Raw genomic sequence first — 20,664 nt, 5'->3', positions numbered from 1 at the left:
GGTCTCCGCCATGTCCGGCGCTCTGGATATCCTGCTCGCCATGCGGGAGGCACGAGTCTTGGTGGTGGGCGACGTGATGCTCGACCGCTACTGGTTCGGCGATGTGAACCGCATATCGCCCGAAGCGCCCGTGCCGGTGGTCAAGGTGGGGCGCACGGAAGAGCGGCTCGGCGGCGCCGCGAACGTGGCTCGCAATGCAGCGGCGCTGGGTGCGCAGGTGGAACTGCTGTCCGTGGTGGGGGACGACGAGGCCGGCCGCCGTATCCAGACACTGCTGGAGCAGGGAGCCATCCGCGCAAGCCTGCAGCGGGATGCGTCCATCGAAACCACCATCAAGCTGCGCGTCATCGGCCGTCAGCAGCAGTTGTTGCGGATCGATTTCGAGACCATCCCCAGCCACGACGCGTTGCAGTCCAAGCTGGCGGAGTTCGAGAGGCGCCTGCCCGACGCTGACGTCATCATCCTGTCGGACTACGGCAAGGGGGGCTTGCAGCACATCACGCAGATGATCGACCTCGCGCGGCGCGCCGCGAAACCGGTGCTGGCGGATCCGAAGGGCGATGACTATGACCGTTATCGAGGCGCCACTCTGCTCACACCCAACCGCTCTGAGTTCCGCCAGGTGGCGGGTGGCTGGACCGACGAGGCCGCTCTCGAGGAAAAGGCGCAGCGGTTGCGCCGCGATCTTGCGCTGGAGGCGTTGCTGGTTACCCGAAGCGAGGAGGGCATGACCCTGTATCGCGACGTGGGCGCATTGCACGTTCCCACGGTTGCGAAGGAGGTCTTCGACGTCAGCGGTGCGGGCGATACCGTCATCGCAACGCTCGCAGTGATGCTTGCCGCGGGCCAGTCATACGAGACATCCGTGCGCTGGGCCAACATGGCCGCAGGCATTGTTGTCGGCAAGCTCGGCACCGCCGTCGCGACGCCAGATGAACTGGTGGTCGCGTTCGGTGCGATGGCGAAGGCGTGAACCGGACTCGCGTATTGCAAGATCGGTCCGACGCTTGCGCTGCACTGATACCGCACGGCCGACCCTCACTCGAATGAACACTCGCTGGAGATACGCATGATCCTGGTAACCGGCGCCGCCGGATTCATCGGTGCCAATCTCGTGAAGGGTCTCAACGACCGTGGCGAGAGCGACATCCTTGCCGTGGACAACCTCACGCGCGCCGACAAGTTTCGCAATCTCACGGATTGCGATATCGCGGACTACTGGGACAAGGAGCCGTTCCTGGACGCGCTCGTGGCCGGCGACTTCGACGGCGAGATCGAGATGGTGTTCCACAACGGCGCTTGCTCGGACACCATGGGTGGCGATGGCCGCTACATGATGGACAACAACTACCGCTACACATTGACGCTGCTCGATTGGTGCCAGGCCGAAGACGTGAGGTTCGTCTACGCGTCATCCGCCGCCGTGTACGGGGCAGGACCGGAGTTTCGCGCGAGGACCGTGAATGCGAGGCGCCGCTCAATGTCTACGGATCCTCGAAGTTCCTCATGGATCAGGTGGTGCGCCGTCGCTGGAACGAACTGCGGGGGCAAGTCGTCGGCCTGCGGTACTTCAACGTATACGGTCCCCGCGAGGCGCACAAGGGCCGCATGGCGTCCGTGGCATTCCACTGCTTCAACCAGTTTCGCGCGGAGGGCCGGGTGAAGCCCTTCGAAGGCAGCGGTGGCTATGGACCCGGCGAACAGCGGCTGGATTTCGTGTCGGTGGAAGATGTCGTACGGGTGAATCTCTGGTTCATGGATCACCCTGACGTATCGGGCGTCTACAACCTCGGCACCGGTCGCAGCCAGCCGTTCAACGATGTGGCGGTTGCGACGGTGAACGCATTGCGGCAGGCCTCCGGGGAGCCCAGCCTCACGCTGGAACAGATGCGGTCCGGCGGTCTGGTGAACTACGTTCCGTTCCATGAGGGCTTGAAGGAAAAGTACCAGAGTTTCACCCAGGCGGACTTGTCGCAACTTCGTGCCGCCGGATACGACGCGACCTTTCTGACCGTGGAAGAGGGGGTGTCTCGTTACGTGAAGTGGCTGCTGGAGCGTGCGGCGTGAGCGCCGAGTATCCCGTCCTCGACGACTTCGTCGGCAATACGCCGCTCGTGCGATTCAAGCGGTTGCCCGGCAGGACGACCAACGTCGTGCTGGGCAAGCTGGAAGGCAACAACCCTGCAGGGTCGGTGAAGGACCGGCCGGCGCTCTCGATGATCCTGGGGGCCGAAGCTCGCGGCGAGATCAGGCCCGGCGATACGCTGATCGAACCCACGAGCGGCAATACCGGCATCGCCCTCGCGATGGTGGCTGCCATGCGCGGGTATCGCATGGTCCTGGTGATGCCCGAGGATCTTTCGGTCGAACGCAGGCAGACCATGGCCGCGTACGGCGCAGCGTTCGTGCTGACGCCCAAGCAGGGGGGTATGGAGACGGCGCGCGACATCGCGCTGGCGATGCAGGCGCGAGGCGAAGGCAGGATCCTCGATCAGTTCGCCAACGCGCGCGAAGAAGGAATCTTTGGCGGCGTTTCGGCCGGCGGCGCGACCTGGGCTGCATTGGAGCTTTCCAAGCAGGTGGAGGACTCGGTCATCGTGACCATCATCTGTGACCGTGGCGATCGCTATCTGTCCACGGGAATCTTCGGTTGATTGCTGCGTCCGCCCGACGGAGGACAGCGTCGCGGAATCGACGCGACAAGGGTGACACGGCAGCAGGAAAGGCGCTCATCGGAGCGCCTTTCTGCTGGTGACTCGGGGGGCCTATGCGGCCCTGGGCACCCATGTCTCCGGCGCGCGCCACAAGGCAGCCAGAAGCAATTCGCGCTTCAGGACGAACTCCTTGGGCAGCCGGTCGTAGAGCTTCACGAAGAGTTCCTCGTGCAGCAGCAACTCCCGAATCCAGTCCTCGCGGCTCAGCGTCATGGCTTCACGGAACGACGCTCGGACGTTGGCCGGCAGGCCTTCCCACTCGAGATCGCTTTCCGCGGGCATCCAGCCCAGCGGGCTTTCCATGGCCGACGTGCGGCCTTCGCAGCGCTCGACGATCCACTTGAGCACCCGCATGTTCTCGCCGTAGCCGGGCCAGAGGAACTTGCCGTCGGCGTTCTTGCGGAACCAGTTCACGCAGAAGATGCGGGGCGGATCGGGCAAGCGGTGACCCATCTCGAGCCAATGGTCGAAGTAGTCGCCGATGTGATACCCGCAGAAGGGCAGCATCGCGAAGGGATCGCGGCGGACTTCTCCCACTTTGTGGGCGGCCGCGGCGGTCGTTTCCGAACCCATCGTCGCGGCAAGGTATACGCCATCGGTCCAGTTGAAGCTTTCCACGACCAGGGGCATCGTGGTGCTGCGGCGGCCACCGAAGATGAAGGCCGAGATGGGCACGCCCCGGGTGTCTTCCCACGCCGGGTCCAGAGAGGGGCACTGGCTCGCGGGCGCCGTGAATCGGGCGTTGGGGTGTGCTGCCTTGCGACCGCAGTCCGGCGTCCAGTCCTGTCCCTGCCAGTCGATCAGATGTGCGGGCGGTTCGTCTGTCATCCCCTCCCACCAGACGTCGCCGTCGTCGGTGAGGGCCACATTGGTGAACACGCAGTTCTCGCGGAGCGTGTCCATGGCGTTCGGGTTGGACTGATAGGAAGTCCCTGGGGCCACGCCGAAGAAACCGAACTCGGGATTGATGGCGTAGAGACGCCCGTCGTCCCCGGGCTTGATCCACGCGATGTCGTCGCCGATGGTGGTGACTTTCCATCCATCGAATGCCTTGGGCGGGATCAGCATCGCGAAGTTCGTCTTGCCGCAAGCGCTGGGGAACGCGGCCGCGACGTAGGTCTTGCGATGATCGGGCGATTCCACGCCCAGGATCAGCATGTGTTCGGCGAGCCAGCCTTGTTCGCGGCCCATGGTCGAAGCGATGCGCAACGCGAAGCACTTCTTGCCCAGGAGCGCATTGCCGCCATAGCCGCTGCCATACGACCAGATGGCGTTCTCTTCGGGAAAGTGGACGATGTACTTGTGATCCTTGTTGCAGGGCCAGGGCACGTCCTTCTGTCCGGGCTGAATGGGCATGCCGACCGAATGCAGGCAGGGCACGAACGAACCTTCCTCGCCCAGGGCCTCCGCGGCGGCGCGCCCCATGCGGGTCATCATGCGCATGCTCACGGCGACGTAGGCGGAATCGGTGATTTCCACGCCGATATGGGAGAGCGGCGAGCCGATGGGACCCATGCTGAATGGCACGACGTACATGGTTCGACCCTTCATGCAGCCGTCGAACAGACCCGTCAGGCGCTGCTTCATCTCGTCCGGCGCCATCCAGTTGTTCGTGGGGCCGGCATCGTGCTTGTGCAGGGAGCAGATGAAGGTGCGGTCTTCGACCCGGGCAACGTCGCTGGGATCGGACGACGCCAGGAAGCTGCCGGGACGCTTGGCGGGGTTGAGTCGGCGGAAAGTGCCGGCAGCAACGAGGTCTTCGCACAGCCGGTCGTATTCGGCCACGCTGCCGTCGCACCACACAATTCTGTCGGGACGCGTCAGCGTCGCGACCTGAGAGACCCACTTCTTCAGCAGGTCGTTGCGAACCCACGCGGGCGCATGAGCATCCATGGCGGGCCTCCCGATGTCTTCGATTTTCACTGCTTCGATCTCCCTGAGCCCGTCGCAATGCACGGACTATCAACAAGAAAAAGGCATGCTAGCACCGGGACCCTGGCTGCGGGAGCCCGTGGTGGCGTTTCCTGGCGGTTATCTGACATGCATCAACGCTACGGCACAGGAAAAAATGCCGGGCGCGGTGGGTCTGACGCGAGGCAAGCCCTGTGCCGGAATGTAGAATCGCGGCCTTTGCCGCCAAGCTGAGCCGTGAATCCCGTCCTCGTCTTCGACATAGAGACCGTACCTGACGTCGCTGCCCTGCGCCGTCTGCGGGAATTCGATCCTTCCCTGTCGGATGCCGAAGTCGCCGAAGCGGCTTTTCGCGCGCGGCGCGAGCAGACCGGGTCGGATTTTCTCCAGCACCACCTCCACAAGGTCGTCGTCATCTCCTGCGTCCTCAGGGATCGCGACCACTTCCGTGTCTGGTCGCTGGGTGAGGCGGAGGAGCCGGAAGGGCAACTCATCCAGCGGTTCTTCGACGGCGTCGAGCGCTACGCGCCTCAGCTCGTATCCTGGAACGGCGGAGGGTTCGATCTGCCGGTACTGCACTACCGCGGGCTGGCCAACGGGGTGGTCGCCTCGAAGTACTGGGATCTCGGCGAAGACGACCGCGACTTCAAGTGGAACAACTACATCAGCCGCTACCACATGCGCCATCTGGATCTGATGGATCTCCTGGCCATGTATCAGCCGCGGGCAAGTGTTCCCCTGGACGAGCTGGCGCAGATACTGGGCTTCCCGGGAAAGCTGGGCATGGCGGGGGGGAAGGTCTGGCAGGCCTATCTGGACGGGCAGATCCAGGGCATTCGCGACTATTGCGAAACGGACGTGGTCAACACGTACCTCGTGTATTTGCGATTTCAGTTGATGAGAGGGGCGCTCGGCCGCGAGGCATACGCGAACGAGTGCATGTTGGTGCGAGGAGCGCTGGAGAAGCTGCCCGGAGAACACTGGCGGCAATTCCTGCGGATGTGGGAGACGGTTTGAACGATATTGCAGGGGCGGAAGTCGAGATCGAATCGCTGGATCACGAAGGCAAGGGCGTCGGTCATCGAGAGGGCAAGGTGGTGTTCGTGGACGGCGCGCTTCCGGGTGAGACAGCGCACGTCCAGACGCTCAAGTCGAAACAATCGTACGAATTCGCGGTCGCAGCGCGGATCTCGAACGCGAGCAGCCAGCGGGTGGAGCCTCGATGCAAGCACTTCGGCGTCTGCGGCGGATGTTCCATGCAACATCTCACGCCATCCGCTCAGGTTGCAGTGAAGCAGCGCGTGCTCGAGGATTGCCTGGGACGCATCGGTGGCGTGACGCCTGACGTGATCCTGCCGGCCATTCACGGTCCGGCGTGGGAATACCGCTATCGCGCCCGCTTCTCCGTGCGCAATGTGATCAAGAAGGGGGGCGTGCTGGTTGGATTTCACGAGCGGCGCAGCAGCTACGTGGCCGACATGCGTGAATGCCACGTGGTGCCAAGACGCATTTCCGACCTGTTGGTGCCGCTGCGGGAGCTCATCGCTTCGCTGAGCATCCGGGATCGCGTGCCCCAGATCGAACTGGCGATCGGGGACCGGATGGACGTCCTGGTGTTCCGGGTGCTGTTGGCCCCCTCACCCGAGGACGAGGCGATCCTGAGGGCTTTCGCGGTGCGCTACAACGTCGCCTTGGCTCTCCAGCCCAAGGGACCGGAGACCGTGACCCCGCTTCACCCGCTTCCCTGGCCGGAAGTCGCTTACACCTTGCCGGAGTTCGACGTGAGGCTCCATTTTTCACCCACGGAGTTCACGCAGGTCAATCATCAGATCAACCGGGTGCTGGTGGCGCGAGCGATAGGCATGCTTGACCCGCAGCCGGGCGAACGGATCGCGGACATGTTCTGCGGGCTGGGCAACTTCTCCCTGCCCATCGCGCGGCGAGGTGCTCGCGTCGTGGGCGTCGAGGGCAGCGAATCGCTGGTGAAGCGAGCTGCGGACAATGCCCGGCGAAACGATCTGGATTCCCGGGCGGAATTCCGCGTGGCCAATCTCTTTGCCGTGACATCCGCAGATCTCGATCGCTTTGGCCGCTTCGACAAGATGCTGATAGACCCGCCTCGGGACGGTGCGATGGAACTGGTCAAGTCGCTGGAGGGCAGGGAGCCCCGTCGAATCGTGTACGTGTCCTGCAGTCCGGCCACGTTGGCCCGCGACGCCAACGTTCTCGTGAACGTGTTGGGCTACCGTCTGACCGGGGCGGGGGTGGCCAACATGTTTCCCCACACTGCGCATGTCGAGTCCATCGCCCTGTTCGACCGATGAGGTGGCGGGTTCGCGAATGGGTACATGAAAAGCAGAACAGGCGACCCGAAGGTCGCCTGCTCGATTCGGGTGCGCCGGGAAACGTCAGTCCCGTTCGCCGCCGAACGCCATCAGGAGGTTCAGCAGGTTCACGAAGATGTTGTACAGGCTCATGTACACGCCCGTGGCCGCCATGATGTAGTTGGTTTCACCGCCATTGACGATCCGGCTGACATCGTGAAGCAGGAACAACGAAAAACGCCGATGGCGAGGCAGGAGATGGTGAGCGACAGAGCGGGGAGGTGCAGGAACATGTTGGCCAGGCTCGCCACCAGCAGGATAACCATGCCGACCACCAGGAACTTGCCCATGAAGCTGAAGTCCCGCTTGGAACCCGTGGCGATGGCGCTCATGGCCAGCAAGATGCCGCCGGTGCCGGCTGCGGCCAGACCCACCAACTGCGGGCCGTTGCGCAGAGCCAGAGCGAAGTTGAGCATGGGGCCCAACCACCATCCCAGGAGGAACGTCATGCCCAGGAGCAGGGCCACGCCCAGGCCGCTGTTGCGGTTCGCAGCGATGGCGAACTGGAGACCGATCACGCCGCCCAGCATGACCAGGCTGGAAAGGATGGGGTGCTGTACGACGATACCCGCCGTCGACATGCCGATGAGCGCCCCGATGACGGTCGGCACCATGGTGAGAGCAAGCAGCATGTAGGTATTGCGAAGCACCTTCTGCTGAGAGACGCCCAGGGCACGGCTGCCGGACAGGACTTGCACATTTGGCTGCATCAGGTTTTCCTCTTACAAGTAGGGAGAACGTCAGCCCCTAAGACTACGCAAACACCCCCTTAGTTTCAATCTTGGATGTCGGCAAGAATGACGAGGGGCGGTATCATCCTCCTGACCCCGGCGCGCGGTGACCGTAAGGTCAGCTGGACCCGGAACTGGCCGGGTCGACGCAGGATGGTAGTGACGGAGAGTTGGCAGAGCGGTCGATTGCACCGGTCTTGAAAACCGGCAGGGGTTCACGCCCCTCGTGAGTTCGAATCTCACACTCTCCGCCAAGTTCTCGTCGCGATGCGCTTGTATCCGTCTCGTCTCTTCGCCGGATGGTGGCTCCCGACACCCCGCCGCACGACCTCGCTCGCTCCCGTGCCCACGGTCCAATGGATTCGCATGGGAGGTTGTCGGGTCGCTCCGATGGTCCGGTGCGCTGTCCCGAACGTGTCCTCCCACGCGAACTGCAGGGTTGTCCTCGCCCCCGGCCCGATGCGGCGGAAACCTAGTTCACACGGACGACGGAACGCCGTCCTGCCCATCCCACGATGGCCAGACCCACAGCCAGGAGGCCGTAGGTCTGCGGTTCGGGGACGGCCGCGACATCGAACGAGATCCGGTAGATCTCGCTGTTCGCCGCGAGCTGACTGTCGAAGGTGTAGCCTGCGGCCGTCTGGAGTCCGTTGTATGCCGCGAACTCGGCGAAATTGAACGCGACCACCGAATTCTGGTCTGCCCGGAGCGATCCGTTCCCGACGAACGCGGCGGCTGCCGGATCGTGAATCCCCGACCCGGCGTCCCAGATGTCCCGGCTGCGTTGCGTGATGGAGCTGATGAGCAGGTTTCCTCCGTTATCGAACAGCCGGTAGGCCATGGGATCGTCGTTGCCGATGAAGAAGTCGTTGCTTGGCACGACCATGGTGCCGAACGAGAAGTACGGGTTTACCGATGTGTCGACCAGAAAGGTGCCGGATGCCATGCCGCCTGGCGTGAGCGGACCGGCAGGCGAGGGAATCACCGCTCCACCGATCGAGGTGGAATCGGTGGCAGCGAGAGACGCCAGCCAGGCAGCGCCATTGCCGCCCTCTGCAATCGGCATGATCTCGGGTGTAGCGGCATCGCCGATGTTGAAGGCGTCGAAGGTGCCGCCATGGAAACCGAGCGTGAGCGGCGCGAATGCGACGCTGCCCGCCGGTGTCAGGTTCTCCACGGTGACGGTCACCATGACTTGCGCGGCGCTGGCGCCACCCGCAAGTCCGAGCACGCCGACGAAGGTTGCGAGAGGTCTGGCCAATCTTCTTGTACTGATCATTCGGGTATCTCCTTTTCGACAGTCATGACGGTATGTGGCACGAGGACTCCGGGACAATCGGGATCCAGGCGTTACCATGGTGCGCAGGACACGGTCACGGAGTCCTCACCGGAAGTTCACGGCTGCGTGAGGTCTTCGGAATCCCGAAGTGGTCAAATCCGAATGCGGCGGGAGCCCGCAGGCACACGAGGCGTGGGATGACCCAGAACCTGCTGCTCGTCGAGGACGACGACGCCATTGCGGAGGTGGTGGCACTGCACCTCAACCAGGCCGGTTTTTCCGTCCATCGGGAAAGCGATGGCAGAAATGCCATGGAAGCCATGGGTCGCCAAGCGTTCGACCTCGTCGTGCTCGATCTCATGCTGCCGGGTGCGGATGGGCTGGACGTGTGTCGCCACATCCGGGAGCGAGCCGACTACGTGCCCCTGATCATCGTGAGCGCACGGACCAGCGAGACTCACCGGGTGCTGGGACTCGAACTGGGCGCCGACGACTACTTGCCCAAGCCATTCTCGGTGCTGGAACTGGTGGCCCGGGTTCGGGCGCTGTTGCGCCGGGCAGCGAAACTGCGCCGTGCCGACGCGGCGCCGGCGGAACTTCGCTTCGGCGGGTGCGTGCTCGATCCGGTCCGGCGAGAATTGAGGCGCGGGGAACAGGTGGTGACACTCACGTTGCGGGAGTTCGATCTGCTCCACTTCCTGGCACGTCATCCGCGGCAGATCTTCAGCCGGACCGATCTGCTCAATCGCGTGTGGGGTACCGGATTCGACGGGTATGAACACACGGTCAACTCTCACATCAATCGCCTGCGCAGCAAGATTGAGGAGGACCCGCAGGCGCCCAGGCTCATCGAGACTGTCTGGGGCATGGGCTATCGTTTCGGCGACAGGGTGACGTCGAAGTGACGCTGTCACTCTCCCATCGGATCGTCGTGGCATTTGCGGGGCTGCTGCTCGGTTTCAGCTTGTTCGTGGCGTTCCTGGAGCACCACGTGACGGTCGAGCACGAGCGCGAGACGCTCCAGCGCCTGTCGCACGGACTTGCACGGCACATCGTCGAGCACTGGCCGGAGGTCACGAAGCCCGTGGATGGAGCCCTCGATCGGGCCGCGCTCGATTCCCTCCTGCACATGCTGATGACCGTCAACCCGGCCATCGACGTCTACGTGCTGGACCAGGACGGGCGCGTCCGCGCCTACCTTGGCGATCCTGGTGACGTGCGGGAGGCCCAGGTGAACATGCAGGCAGTGCGGCGTTTCCTGTCCGACGAAAGCCTGCCGATACCCGGTTCGGACCCCAAGGCGCCCGGCAGACCCAAGATATTCAGCGCAGCCATGTTCCCCTCGGTGTCCGGTAGTCCGCCCGGGTATCTTTATGTGGTTCTCAACGGGCAGGCCCGCATGCACGCGGAGGGCAACGTGGGCTCGCGGCGTTTGTGGGCATCCATCGCAGTGGGCATTGGCGCCGGACTCGCGCTCACCCTGATCGTGGGTCTCATGGCTGTTCGATCCCTCACGCGGCCGCTGCGTCAGCTCGCTCTGAGAATGCAGTCTTTTCGTGTCGACCGATCGAATCCTGACGACGGTGCCGTGTCTGCCGCCGCATCCGGAGACGAAGTCGCGGCGATCGGGCGATCATTCGAGACGATGGCGCTAAGAATCGAGACGCAGGCGAAGGACCAGGCCGCCCAGCAGGCGGCACACCGGGAGGTGATCGCCAATGTAGCGCACGACTTGCGTACGCCACTCACCGCGCTTCACGGTTATCTCGAAGCTCTGCAACAGCGCGGTGTCGCCATCGAGCCGGAGGAGAGGCGCCGCTACGTCGCTGCAGCCATTGCGCAGAGTGACAAGGTGCGGCGCATGTCTCAACAACTGTTCGAGCTTGCGCGCCTCCAATCCACGGACGAGATCATGCAGCGGGACCGATTTCGTCTCGATGAACTCGTCCACGACACGGTACAGAAATTCGAGCTTTCCGCGCGACCGTCTCCCGTCGCCCTGCTCGGCTCGCCGCCGGGTCCCATCGACATGGAAGGCGATCTGCAACTCATAGACCGCGCACTGACGAATCTGATCGACAACGCCATACGTCATGGAGCCGGGCAGAGACCTGTAAGAGTGAGCCTCACGCACAGAGGGCAGGGCGTGACGGTACTGGTGGAAGACGACGGGCCCGGATTGCCGGGAGAGATTTCCAGTCGCCTCGATGCCGGCCGGCCCCTGCGCGAATCGCCGCCTTCACGGCCAGGCGGCGGGTTCGGCGGTCTGGGCCTGGCCATCACACAGAGAATCGCCTGGCTGCATGGGGGCAGTCTGCGCACATTGCCGGCGCCGCGTGGGGGGACGCGTCTGTGTCTCGCGCTTCCGCTGGTCGCCAAGGCTGCCCGGGCATAGCAGGGCGGCTCCCGGCCCTTCGGAACTTCGGACCTGCAAGATATCTTTCGTGCACGACGGCAGGGTGAAGTGGAATTCGGGTTCTTCGCTTGCAGGTCGCCACGGTTTGTCACCGATCGCTGCCGACTATTGACGTTTGCTGTTGCTGCGGCGGTCTTCGATCGGCATCATTCCCGCGATGTCGTGTTCCGTCGGCATGACCTGGTGGAGGCGACTTCCTGCTTACCTGGATCGGGAGACAGCCATGCCCATGTACTGGCCCCTGAAGTACTGGAAGACGGCGGACCGCGAGAGGGCCATCGACCATATCAATGCACTGCGGAAACTCATCGCGCGAACCGTTCCCGGGCGGACCGCCACCGACACCCTGCTGCTTGCAACGTGGAACGTGCGCGACTTCGACTCCGACAAGTTCGGTCAGGGGCCAAGACTCGCGGAATCGCTCCACTACATCGCCGAGGTCGTATCGGCTTTCGACCTCGTCGCAATGCAGGAGGTCAACGAGGATATGCGGCCATTCGAGAAGGTGATGAACCTGCTCGGGCCTGCGTGGCGGTACGTGGCGACGGATGTCACCGAAGGGCCGTCAGGAAACGGCGAGCGCATGGTGTTCCTGTTCGACGAGACCAAGGTGCAGTTCAAGCACATTGCCGGCGAGATCGTGTTGCCGAAATCGTCGCTGGTCGGAGGCGAGCACCAGTTTGCGAGGAGCCCGTTCCTTGTGCGGTTTCAGTCCGGATGGTTCAAGTTCAATCTCTGCACGGTTCACATGTACTACGGTGACGACTCCGGGGACGGCTATGCGCGGCGGGTCGCGGAAATCGACGCGGTCGCCAAGTTCCTGAAGAAGCGGGCTGACAAGGATGGTCAGAACTACATCCTCCTTGGCGACATGAACGTCGTGAGCCCCGAGGACGATACGATGAAGGCGCTTCGCAAGCACAAGTTCATCCTGCCAGCCGACCTCACGTTGGACAGCAACGCACTGCGGTGGGCGAGCAACATCGGCGGTGACAAGAACTACGACCAGATCGCGTTTCTGGTTCGGCGGGACGAACTGGAACTGGGCCCGAGCGCGAACAACGCGGGAGTGCTGAACTACTACAAGGCCGTGTTCACGGAGGACGAGGCCGAGGCTTATTTTCCACTCGGGAAAGCCAATGGAAAGTGGCCGGATACAGTGGTCAAACGCAAGACCTATTACTCGAAGGAATGGAGGACATGGCAGATGTCCGACCATCTGCCGTTGTTCATCGAACTGCGGATCGACTTCACGGAGAAGTACCTGAAGCGGATCCGCATGGGCGAACAGCCCGTGAATTCACCGACGCCCGATGCCGTGGACGATTGAGGTCCTTCTGCGCCAAGGCGGCATCAAGCCATGTCCAGTTCTGGCGGCTCGAACCAGTTCATGAGCGACAGACCGCCGTCAACGACAATGGAGGAACCGGTGACATAGCCGGACACGCGGTCTGACAGCAAAGCGAGCGCCATGGGTGCGAGGTCCGCGGCGCCGCCCAGACGTCCGAGCGGTATGTGTCGAGCCATATCCGGGTCTGCGACGAAGCCGCCCGCCGCGATGGCACCCGGCACGAGGGCATTCACGCGAATACTGAAGCGGCCCAGTGTCTTGGCGAGTTCCTTCACCAGCATCGAAAGTGCGGCCTTTGAGGTGCTGTAGTGAGGCAGGTTGCGGGGTGTTCCCGCATGAAGCGATGTCAGGAACAGAAAGGACCCCGGTCTCTTCTGTGCGATGAGCGACCGTGCCAGGCCTCGCGACAATTCGAACCCCGCATCGACGTTCACCTCACGCATTTCTGTCCACGTATCGTCGCTCACGGAAAACGCATGGTCGGCCTCTCGCCTGGGCGGCGAGGCGCTGTGAACGAAATGCGTGATCGTGCCCAGCGTGGCAGGAGCATCGGCGAGCAATCGGGAGCGCTCGTCGCGACGGGCCAGATCGCCGATCCAGGCCAAGGCGAGTTCCGGGCGGGATGCCTGGGCCATGGCCGCCGCGACGCGCTCGGCACTGATGTCGGCGAACATGGTGCGCACGCCTTCGCGCACGAGCGCTTGAGCAATCGCCCGACCGATTCCGTTTCCTGCCCCGGTCACGAGGGCAACATCGTGCTCGCAATCGAATGGACTGCCGAGAATGCTCATGGGTGGTTCGCGACGGTGAAGGGGTCCGTGTGACTGGAGCGAATCCGCACGAAACAATACTCGGGCGGTGTACTGCGACTGGCGCGAAGGTTATTCCAGGATCGGCGGGATGAACAATCCGGGCATGGATCTTCCGTACACGGAAGGCGGATTCCGGTGTGTCGAGAGCATTGTCGGGGAGCCTGACAGCCGCCTGCAAAGGAAGGATGAAATATTCAATTTATCAAGATAATAGAGTGGTGGAATGGGCATTGCAACGCGGCAATTCGTGAGAGGTCCCTCACCCATTTGCCGGGAGTTCCAATGAAGAAGTTGATCGCCGCGCTGGCCCTTGCCGCCACCGCATCCGCCGCCCACGCCGTCGTTCCTGTCATTGTCTCGTCGTCCTCCATCTCGGGAACAATGACGAACGATGCAAGCCTCATCCACGATGGCGTGATTCCCGACGAGTACACCTCCTGGCTCGACGCGATGAACGTCCATTGGGAGGGCCAGGATGCGATCACCCCGGGAGACAGCGCCGCAGCAGCAACCACGCTCTCGTTCGACCAGGTCTACACGTTGAGCGATGTGCGGATGAGCGTGGACAACAACGACTTCTACCGCGTGCAGATCTCTCTGGATGGAACGAACTGGAACACGCTGTTCACCGTCCTGTCCTTCGATGGGGAAGTGATCAGTGGCATGGACACGATGTCCAGCGTTGCAGGGGACGGCGAGTACGTCGCTTCCATCGACTTTCCCGCAGTCCAAGCCAAGTTTGCCCGCGTCTATGCGGTGACGGGCGATGGCGCGTATGCCGTGGCGGAGATGCAGTTCAGTGGCACGCCGGTGCCGGTGCCGGAGCCCAGCCAGTACGCGCTCCTGGGTGTCGGTCTGGTGGGTGTCGGACTGAGGTTACGCAAAGGTTGCACACGCTGAAGGTTGCCTCTCATGGGCAGACACAGGGCTGCATCCGCGGCCCTGTGCTTTTGTTCAGCATGGTGATGTTCATACCGTTCAGTAATTCTGACCGACGCAAACGAAAACGGCTCCTGGAAGGAGCCGTTTTCGTTCATCCGCCGCGTCGAGAGGGGCGGCGGAGTGGCCGGGAGATCAGGCACGCGCGGCCATCGGGGCGCGCCGGGCCGAGATGGCGCTGGCGCGCGGAATGCGCGTTCCGTTGCCGTTCGCTTGCGTCTTGAGGCGGCGATAAAGTTCCGGCTTGGAGGCCTTCAGATAGGAGATGACCTCGTAGTCGGCGCGGCTCAGGCGCGAGATGTCAATTCGGTCGACATGTACCAGGCGAAGCAATTGAAGAACAGGCTTGGGCATGCTGCGACCGCTTTCGTAACGGGAGCCGCCACTTTGCGTCACACCGATCATCCCCCAGAACTGCTGCTGATTGAGCCCGAGCCGGCGACGGATCTCGCGCGGATTGGACAGTTTGTCTTGCGTCTTCATACGTTCCTCGTTACGAAAGAATCACATCCGTGGCAGGGTGCTTTCCATGAGATCGCATCGACAGCAACTAGAGACACCGCACTTCGCGATTCCGGTGACGTTGCATACGGCCCTGACATATCCCTTTTTGTCATGGCACAAGAGTTCTTCCACAGGGCCACGTGCTCCATATCGGGACACGTTGCCATCGGAATGACCGCCTCCTGCCACTTCGACGAGTCCAACTTGCAACGGGCATTCCATCGGAACGCAGTCAACTATGCCAAGTTGACGATGGACTATTCGGGCGTTCTACGTGCACGGCATGCGGGCCCGCCGCAGAAGGGTTGGTTTGACCCGTTGTCTGGCGTGGCGCTATAGTCCGCGTCCCGTCGGGGTGTAGCGCAGCCCGGTAGCGCGCCTGCTTTGGGAGCAGGATGTCGGAGGTTCGAATCCTCTCACCCCGACCACGGTTCCTGTGCCCTCGACCGAGGGCATTCCAGACGCCGGCGCCCGTAGCTCAATCGGATAGAGCACCGGCCTTCTAAGCCGGGGGTTGGGGGTTCGATCCCCTCCGGGCGCGCCATCACCGGGACGTTTACACGGAACAGGGATTTGTTCATACTCGCGGCCCTCGGCGCGTTGCCCCAAGGCAGTTCGACCGATGGTGGCGGTAGCTCAGTTGGTAGAGTCCCGGATTGTGATTCCGGTCGTCGTGGGTTCGAGTCCCATCCGCCACCCCACCTTCCTGCCGTTGCTGCGCAGCCTCTCCGCGCAGGGAACATCCGATGATCCGCCTCAGCAATCTGTCGCTCCGACGGGGCACCAAACTCCTGCTCGACGCAGCCTCCGCCAGCATTCATCCCGGGCAGCGCGTCGGCATCATCGGACCCAACGGGTGCGGCAAGTCCAGCCTGTTCTCGCTGTTGCAGGGCAACCTGAGCCCCGACGGGGGTGATGCGGATCTTCCTTTGTCGTGGGTCATTGCCCACGTTGCTCAGGAGGTTCCCGATCTGGACCGCTCGGCGCTGGACTTCGTCATCGACGGAGATGCCGAACTGCGTCAAATTGAAGCTGAAACCGTCGCCGCCGGTGCGGACGGGCACCGGCTCGGCGAACTCCACGGGCACTTCGCGGATATCGGTGGTCACGGGGCTGTGGCGCGCGCGTCGGTGCTGCTCGACGGACTGGGGTTTTCGGCCGACGATTCCTGTCGAAGCGTGCGGGAATTCTCCGGCGGATGGCGGGTAAGACTGCAGTTGGCCCGCGCCCTCATGTGCCGGTCCGATCTTCTGCTGCTCGACGAACCGACCAACCACCTCGATCTGGATGCGGTGTTCTGGCTGGAAAACTGGCTGCGCAACTACCCCGGGACCCTGCTGGTGATCTCCCATGACCGGGAGTTTCTCGACAGCGTCGTGCAGGCAATCTGCCACTTCGATCAAGGCCAGCTCCGGCTCTATCCGGGCGGCTATTCCGCCTTCGAACGCACCCGCGCCGAAGTGCTCTCCCCATCAGCAGGCGATGTACGAGCGCCAGCAGCGCGAGATCGCCCACCTGAGATCTTTCGTGGATCGCTTTCGTGCCAAGGCCACCAAGGCGAAACAGGCGCAGAGCCGGCTGAAGGCGCTCGACCGCATGGAGATCCTGGCGCAGGTCCAGGTGGCCACACCGTTCTCGTTCGAGTTCGCGGATCCGGGCGGTGCGGCCGATCCGCTGTTGCGGCTCGAACACGCCGTCGCGGGCTACGGCGATCACAGGGTGCTCTTCGACGTCGATCTGGTGATCCGTCCGGGAACCCGGCTGGGGCTGCTCGGCAGGAACGGGGCAGGCAAGTCCACGCTCGTGAAGCTCATCGCCGGAAGTCTTGACCCCATGGCAGGGTTGCGCGAACCGGGGCGCGATGTGCGCATCGGCTACTTTGCGCAGCATCAGCTCGATCAGTTGCGGGTGGACGACACGCCCCTGGGACATCTGCAGCGGATGGCGCCGCAGGTTCGCGAACAGGATCATCGCGACTTTCTCGGAACCTTCAATTTTCGGGGGGACGCCGCCGTGGCGATGGTGGGCCCCATGTCCGGAGGCGAGAAGGCCAGGCTCGCGCTGGCGCTCATCGCGTACCGGAAGCCGCACCTCTTGCTGCTGGACGAACCGACCAACCACCTCGACCTGGACATGCGCAATGCTCTGACCATCGCGCTGCAGTCCTTCGGTGGCGCGATGATTCTCGTATCGCATGACCGTTCGCTGCTTCGTTCTGCCGTGGACGAGTTGTGGCTCGTCGCGGGCGGCGCTGTGCGCCCCTTCGATGGTGACCTGGACGACTACCGGACATGGCTCGAATCGTCCCAGGCCGTGACAGGGGAGCCGGCGCAGGGAGGCGGGACGGCCAATCGCAAGGACCAGCGGCGCCTGGAGGCGGAAGCCAGGCAGCGCCTGTCGGCGGTGCGAAAGCCTGTGGAGCAGCGGGTCCGGGTCGTGGAAGCCGAACTGCAGAAGGCCGAAGCGCGGCTGCGCCTGCTTGAAACCCGCCTCGCAGCCCCCGATATCTACAGCGTTGCGCAGAAGGCGGAATTGCAGCAATGCCTGCTGGAACAGGCAGCCTTGAAGCGTGATGCGGGACTGCTCGAGACGGAGTGGCTGGAACTGCAGGAGAAGCTGGAAGGCTTCGCGGCTCAGGCAGGATGAACGTCAAGGAACTTGTGCAGCAGGTGCCGCTCCAACGCGCGGCTAAATTGACCTCGATGGAGGGTTGACTCAGTGAAACGGGTGTTCCTGTTCCTCGCCACGAACTTCGCCGTGGTGCTGTTGTTGTCGATGACGGCCCGGATCCTCGGTGTCGACCGCTGGCTGACGTCGAACGGTCTCAACCTGGGTGGATTGCTGGCTTTCGCAGCTCTTTTCGGCTTCGGGGGTGCATTCATCTCGCTCGCCATGTCGAAGTGGATGGCCAAGCGGTCCACGGGCGCCATGGTCATCGAGAACCCGCGCGATCCCACCGAGCGATGGCTCGTGGAAACCGTTCGCCGTCAAGCCGAGAAGGCAGGAATTGGCATGCCCGAGGTGGCGATCTATGACGCGCCCGACGTCAACGCGTTCGCAACCGGCATGAGCCGTAACAGCGCGCTGGTGGCCGTCAGCACCGGGCTGTTGCGATCGATGTCGCAGGAAGAAGCCGAAGCCGTGCTCGCCCACGAAGTGAGTCACGTGGCGAACGGAGACATGGTGACGCTCACGTTGATCCAGGGCGTCGTCAATACCTTCGTGATCTTCCTGTCGCGTGTGGTCGGTTACGTGGTGGACCGCGTCATTCTCAAGAACGAGCGCGGTCACGGAATCGGTTTCTTTCTGACCACGATGGTGGCGGAAATCGTGCTGGGGTTGCTCGCGAGCGTCATTGTCATGTGGTTCAGCCGCCAGCGCGAGTACCGTGCAGATGCCGGCGGCGCCTCGCTCGCCGGGCGCAACAAGATGATCGCGGCGCTGGAACGGCTCAAGCGCCTGCATGAGCCGACCTCGCTGCCGGACGGGATGCGTGCCTTCGGCATCTCGGGTGGCGGCGAAGGGGCTCAAGGCGCTTCTGCTGTCGCATCCGCCGCTCGAACGCAGGATCGAGGCGTTGCGCGCGGCCGGGCAGGGTCGGTGATTCCCGAGCGGTAGCGTCACTGGAACGGGGGCTTCGGCCCCCGTTTTCGCTTGCGGGAACCGCGCTGACGGGAAGGCGTCGCCTTGCGGGGCCCGCGTGCTCGAGCGCAGCTTTTCAGGCATTCTCCTTCAGCCTGCCACAACCCGCCGGGGAAACGATTGGACCGTATCGAACGCATCGTCCTGCTTGCCGCGCTCGTGCTGCTGGCCATTGCCTGTTTCGTGGTTCTCCGGCCGTTTCTGTCGGCCGTGCTGTGGGCAGGCATTCTTGCCCTGGCCACCTGGCCCATCTTCTGCCGCGTCCGTTCACAGCTCGGTGGGCGCAGCAACATCGCGGCCGGCGTCATGACGACCGTGTTCATTCTCGTGCTGGTATTGCCGCTGGCTCTGGGAGGAATCGCGATCGCTCAGCATGCGGACCCATGGATCGACACGATCCGGGACTGGATGGAATCCGGTCTGCCGTTGCCTCCGGCCTGGGTGGAGGGCGTGCCCGTCGCAGGCCACTGGATGCACACAAAATGGCTTGCTGTGGCCACGGACAGCAGTGCCTTGACGCGGGAATTGAAACCCTTGGTCGATCCCGCGAAACAGGTCGCCCTGGCTGTCGGCCGGGGATTGGGCGAGGGTGTCGTCACCCTGGCCCTGAGTGCGATGATCCTGTTCTTCTTCTGGCGCGATGGAGACGTCCTCGCCGCGCGCGTGCGGACCATGGCGGAACGTATCGCGGGCCAACGGGCCCTGCAACTCGCTGACGTTGCGCACGCCACCATTCGCGGGACGGTGTACGGGATTCTCGGTACCGCGCTCGCGCAGGGACTTCTGGCTGCCATCGGTTTCGCCGTGTCCGGCGTGCCAGCGGCTGCGCTGCTGGGCGTGGCGACATTCTTCCTGTCGGTCGTTCCCGTCGGGCCGCCGCTGGTCTGGGGACCCGCGGCAATCTGGCTCTACTACCAGGGACAGCCGGGGTGGGCAATCTTCCTGGTCATCTGGGGCGTCGCCGTGGTGAGCAGTATCGACAATTTTCTCAAGCCGCTGCTCATCAGCCGCGGATCCAACCTGCCCTTCATCCTCGTGCTGATCGGTGTGCTCGGCGGAGTGCTCGCCTTCGGTTTCGTCGGCGTGTTTCTCGGGCCGACGCTGCTGGCGGTGGCCTACCGATTGATCGATGAATGGACGGCGCAGCGCGCGTTCGACGCTCAAGTACCGGCTGCCGATGCCGACATAGGTCCGTAGCCTGTCCGGAGCCGGATCATGGAATCCATCAGTGCATTGTCATCCGCCTTGAGCCAGGTCCAGACCGAGGCCAAGGTTCAGACCGCCGTCTTCAGGAAGGCACTCGACGCCGAAGCAGGCGCCGCTGCGGGTCTGATCCAGTTGATCGGTACTCCACAACCTCTTGCTACCGAGGGGGCGCTCGGGACACGTCTCAACATCTACGGCTGAGCCTGGTTACGGTGCCCGCAGGAAGACCCTGGGCGCTGTGAGATCATTGCGCGATTCACGGCCCGGTCGGCCGTTCTCGAAGGAAATCGCGCATGGAAGGTCCCACCAAGTCCGCCTCTGCGGCTGAACTCGCGGCCCTCACGGGTCAGGAGATCGGCACGTCGGAGTGGTTCACGCTCGATCAGAAGACGATCGAGCAGTTCGGCGAACTTACCCAAGATACGTACTTCATCCACATGGACCCTGAGCGGGCCAGGACGACCGCGTTCGGCGGAACCATCGCACACGGCTTCCTGACGCTTTCCATGCTTTCCTGCATGGCCTATCAGGTGTGTCCGTTCATCGAAGGCACGCGGAACGGCGTCAACTACGGGTTCAACCGGTTGCGCTTTGTCGCACCGGTGCCGAGAGGTGGACGGGTGCGTGGCCGGTTCCTGCTGCGCAATCTGGACGTGAAGTCCGACCGTTGGCAGGCCACGTGGGAGGTCTCCGTGGAGATCGAGAACGGCGCCAAGCCGGCCATCGTCGCCGAATGGATCACGGCCGGACTTTTTTGAACCTCGCGGGGAGAGTG

The 20,664-nt window shown here is 63.3% G+C and carries 14 protein-coding genes, 4 tRNA genes and 5 pseudogenes; 18 read left to right on the top strand and 5 right to left on the bottom strand.

Annotated elements, in window-relative coordinates; translation table 11 throughout:
- Positions 1 to 10: 10 nt before the first annotated feature.
- The 3 genes and pseudogenes from rfaE1 to IPK20_21445 all read left to right on the top strand — a co-directional run bounded on the left by rfaE1 (position 11) and on the right by IPK20_21445 (position 2,654).
- The gene (gene rfaE1 / locus IPK20_21455; protein ID MBK8018998.1) at positions 11 to 973 is read left to right on the top strand and encodes a D-glycero-beta-D-manno-heptose-7-phosphate kinase; all 963 of its coding nucleotides are present in this window, start codon (positions 11 to 13) and stop codon (positions 971 to 973) included.
- A gap of 96 nt (positions 974 to 1,069) precedes the next feature.
- A pseudogene (gene rfaD, locus IPK20_21450) lies at positions 1,070 to 2,067 on the top strand (ADP-glyceromanno-heptose 6-epimerase).
- Positions 2,064 to 2,654, top strand: coding sequence for a pyridoxal-phosphate dependent enzyme (locus tag IPK20_21445; protein ID MBK8018997.1), 591 nt, complete (start codon positions 2,064 to 2,066; stop codon positions 2,652 to 2,654). The pseudogene rfaD and the gene IPK20_21445 overlap by 4 nt, the downstream one beginning before the upstream one ends.
- 111 nt (positions 2,655 to 2,765) lie before the next feature.
- Here the strand turns inward: IPK20_21445 and IPK20_21440 are convergent, their stop codons facing one another.
- On the bottom strand, positions 2,766 to 4,607 hold the full coding sequence (locus IPK20_21440; protein MBK8018996.1) for a phosphoenolpyruvate carboxykinase (GTP): 1,842 nt from the start codon (positions 4,605 to 4,607) through the stop codon (positions 2,766 to 2,768).
- A gap of 255 nt (positions 4,608 to 4,862) precedes the next feature.
- Between IPK20_21440 and IPK20_21435 the strand changes: the two genes are divergently transcribed.
- The gene (locus tag IPK20_21435; protein ID MBK8018995.1) at positions 4,863 to 5,642 is read left to right on the top strand and encodes a 3'-5' exonuclease; all 780 of its coding nucleotides are present in this window, start codon (positions 4,863 to 4,865) and stop codon (positions 5,640 to 5,642) included.
- 26 nt (positions 5,643 to 5,668) lie between these two features.
- A complete protein-coding gene (gene rlmD, locus IPK20_21430; protein MBK8018994.1) occupies positions 5,669 to 6,949 on the top strand; it encodes a 23S rRNA (uracil(1939)-C(5))-methyltransferase RlmD in 1,281 nt (426 codons plus the stop codon).
- Between the two features lie 84 nt (positions 6,950 to 7,033).
- On the opposite strand, the pseudogene IPK20_21425 reads toward rlmD, so the two are convergent.
- A pseudogene (locus IPK20_21425) lies at positions 7,034 to 7,719 on the bottom strand (Bax inhibitor-1/YccA family protein).
- 185 nt (positions 7,720 to 7,904) lie between these two features.
- On the opposite strand from IPK20_21425, the gene IPK20_21420 reads away from it, so the two are divergent.
- Positions 7,905 to 7,994 (top strand) — tRNA-Ser (locus tag IPK20_21420).
- Between the two features lie 218 nt (positions 7,995 to 8,212).
- Here IPK20_21420 and IPK20_21415 read toward each other — a convergent pair.
- Positions 8,213 to 9,019, bottom strand: coding sequence for a spondin domain-containing protein (locus IPK20_21415; GenBank protein ID MBK8018993.1), 807 nt, complete (start codon positions 9,017 to 9,019; stop codon positions 8,213 to 8,215).
- Between the two features lie 197 nt (positions 9,020 to 9,216).
- On the opposite strand from IPK20_21415, the gene IPK20_21410 reads away from it, so the two are divergent.
- The 3 genes from IPK20_21410 (at position 9,217) to IPK20_21400 (ending at position 12,765) form a co-directional block, all read left to right on the top strand.
- Positions 9,217 to 9,924: a response regulator transcription factor gene (locus tag IPK20_21410; GenBank protein ID MBK8018992.1), complete on the top strand. Its 708-nt coding sequence runs from the start codon at positions 9,217 to 9,219 to the stop codon at positions 9,922 to 9,924.
- Positions 9,921 to 11,414 carry a HAMP domain-containing histidine kinase gene (locus tag IPK20_21405; GenBank protein ID MBK8018991.1) on the top strand — a complete coding sequence of 498 codons (1,494 nt, stop codon included), beginning with the start codon at positions 9,921 to 9,923 and terminating at the stop codon, positions 11,412 to 11,414. The genes IPK20_21410 and IPK20_21405 overlap by 4 nt, the downstream gene beginning before the upstream one ends.
- Before the next feature lie 328 nt (positions 11,415 to 11,742).
- Entirely contained in the window at positions 11,743 to 12,765 is a 1,023-nt protein-coding gene (locus tag IPK20_21400; protein ID MBK8018990.1) for an endonuclease/exonuclease/phosphatase family protein, read from the top strand.
- A gap of 23 nt (positions 12,766 to 12,788) precedes the next feature.
- On the opposite strand, the gene IPK20_21395 is transcribed toward IPK20_21400, so the two are convergent.
- The gene (locus tag IPK20_21395) at positions 12,789 to 13,577 is read right to left on the bottom strand and encodes an SDR family oxidoreductase (GenBank protein MBK8018989.1); all 789 of its coding nucleotides are present in this window, start codon (positions 13,575 to 13,577) and stop codon (positions 12,789 to 12,791) included.
- 303 nt (positions 13,578 to 13,880) lie between these two features.
- Between IPK20_21395 and IPK20_21390 the strand changes: the two genes are divergently transcribed.
- Positions 13,881 to 14,498, top strand: a complete 618-nt coding sequence (locus tag IPK20_21390; GenBank protein MBK8018988.1) for a PEP-CTERM sorting domain-containing protein — start codon at positions 13,881 to 13,883, stop codon at positions 14,496 to 14,498.
- A 258-nt stretch (positions 14,499 to 14,756) separates the two neighbouring features.
- Here IPK20_21390 and IPK20_21385 read toward each other — a convergent pair.
- A pseudogene (locus tag IPK20_21385) lies at positions 14,757 to 15,020 on the bottom strand (transcriptional regulator).
- Between the two features lie 372 nt (positions 15,021 to 15,392).
- On the opposite strand from IPK20_21385, the gene IPK20_21380 reads away from it, so the two are divergent.
- From IPK20_21380 to IPK20_21345, 8 genes and pseudogenes are all read left to right on the top strand, one after another.
- Positions 15,393 to 15,469, top strand: a tRNA-Pro gene (locus tag IPK20_21380).
- Between the two features lie 39 nt (positions 15,470 to 15,508).
- Positions 15,509 to 15,585, top strand: a tRNA-Arg gene (locus IPK20_21375).
- An 81-nt stretch (positions 15,586 to 15,666) separates the two neighbouring features.
- A tRNA-His gene (locus tag IPK20_21370) sits at positions 15,667 to 15,742 on the top strand.
- A gap of 45 nt (positions 15,743 to 15,787) precedes the next feature.
- Positions 15,788 to 17,687, top strand: a pseudogene (locus IPK20_21365) (ATP-binding cassette domain-containing protein).
- A gap of 72 nt (positions 17,688 to 17,759) precedes the next feature.
- A pseudogene (gene htpX / locus IPK20_21360) lies at positions 17,760 to 18,645 on the top strand (protease HtpX).
- A gap of 158 nt (positions 18,646 to 18,803) precedes the next feature.
- Positions 18,804 to 19,880 (top strand): AI-2E family transporter, encoded by a 1,077-nt coding sequence (locus tag IPK20_21355; GenBank protein MBK8018987.1) that lies wholly within the window; start codon positions 18,804 to 18,806, stop codon positions 19,878 to 19,880.
- An 18-nt stretch (positions 19,881 to 19,898) separates the two neighbouring features.
- Complete coding sequence (locus IPK20_21350) at positions 19,899 to 20,090, top strand: putative motility protein (GenBank protein MBK8018986.1); 192 nt, start codon at positions 19,899 to 19,901, stop codon at positions 20,088 to 20,090.
- A 92-nt stretch (positions 20,091 to 20,182) separates the two neighbouring features.
- Entirely contained in the window at positions 20,183 to 20,647 is a 465-nt protein-coding gene (locus IPK20_21345) for a MaoC family dehydratase (GenBank protein ID MBK8018985.1), read from the top strand.
- Positions 20,648 to 20,664: the final 17 nt, after the last annotated feature.

The sequence above is a fragment of the Betaproteobacteria bacterium genome, assembly GCA_016713305.1.
Classification (GTDB): domain Bacteria; phylum Pseudomonadota; class Gammaproteobacteria; order Burkholderiales.
Note: the sequence above shows the minus strand (reverse complement) of the source record. Positions and strands in the feature narration are given on the sequence as shown.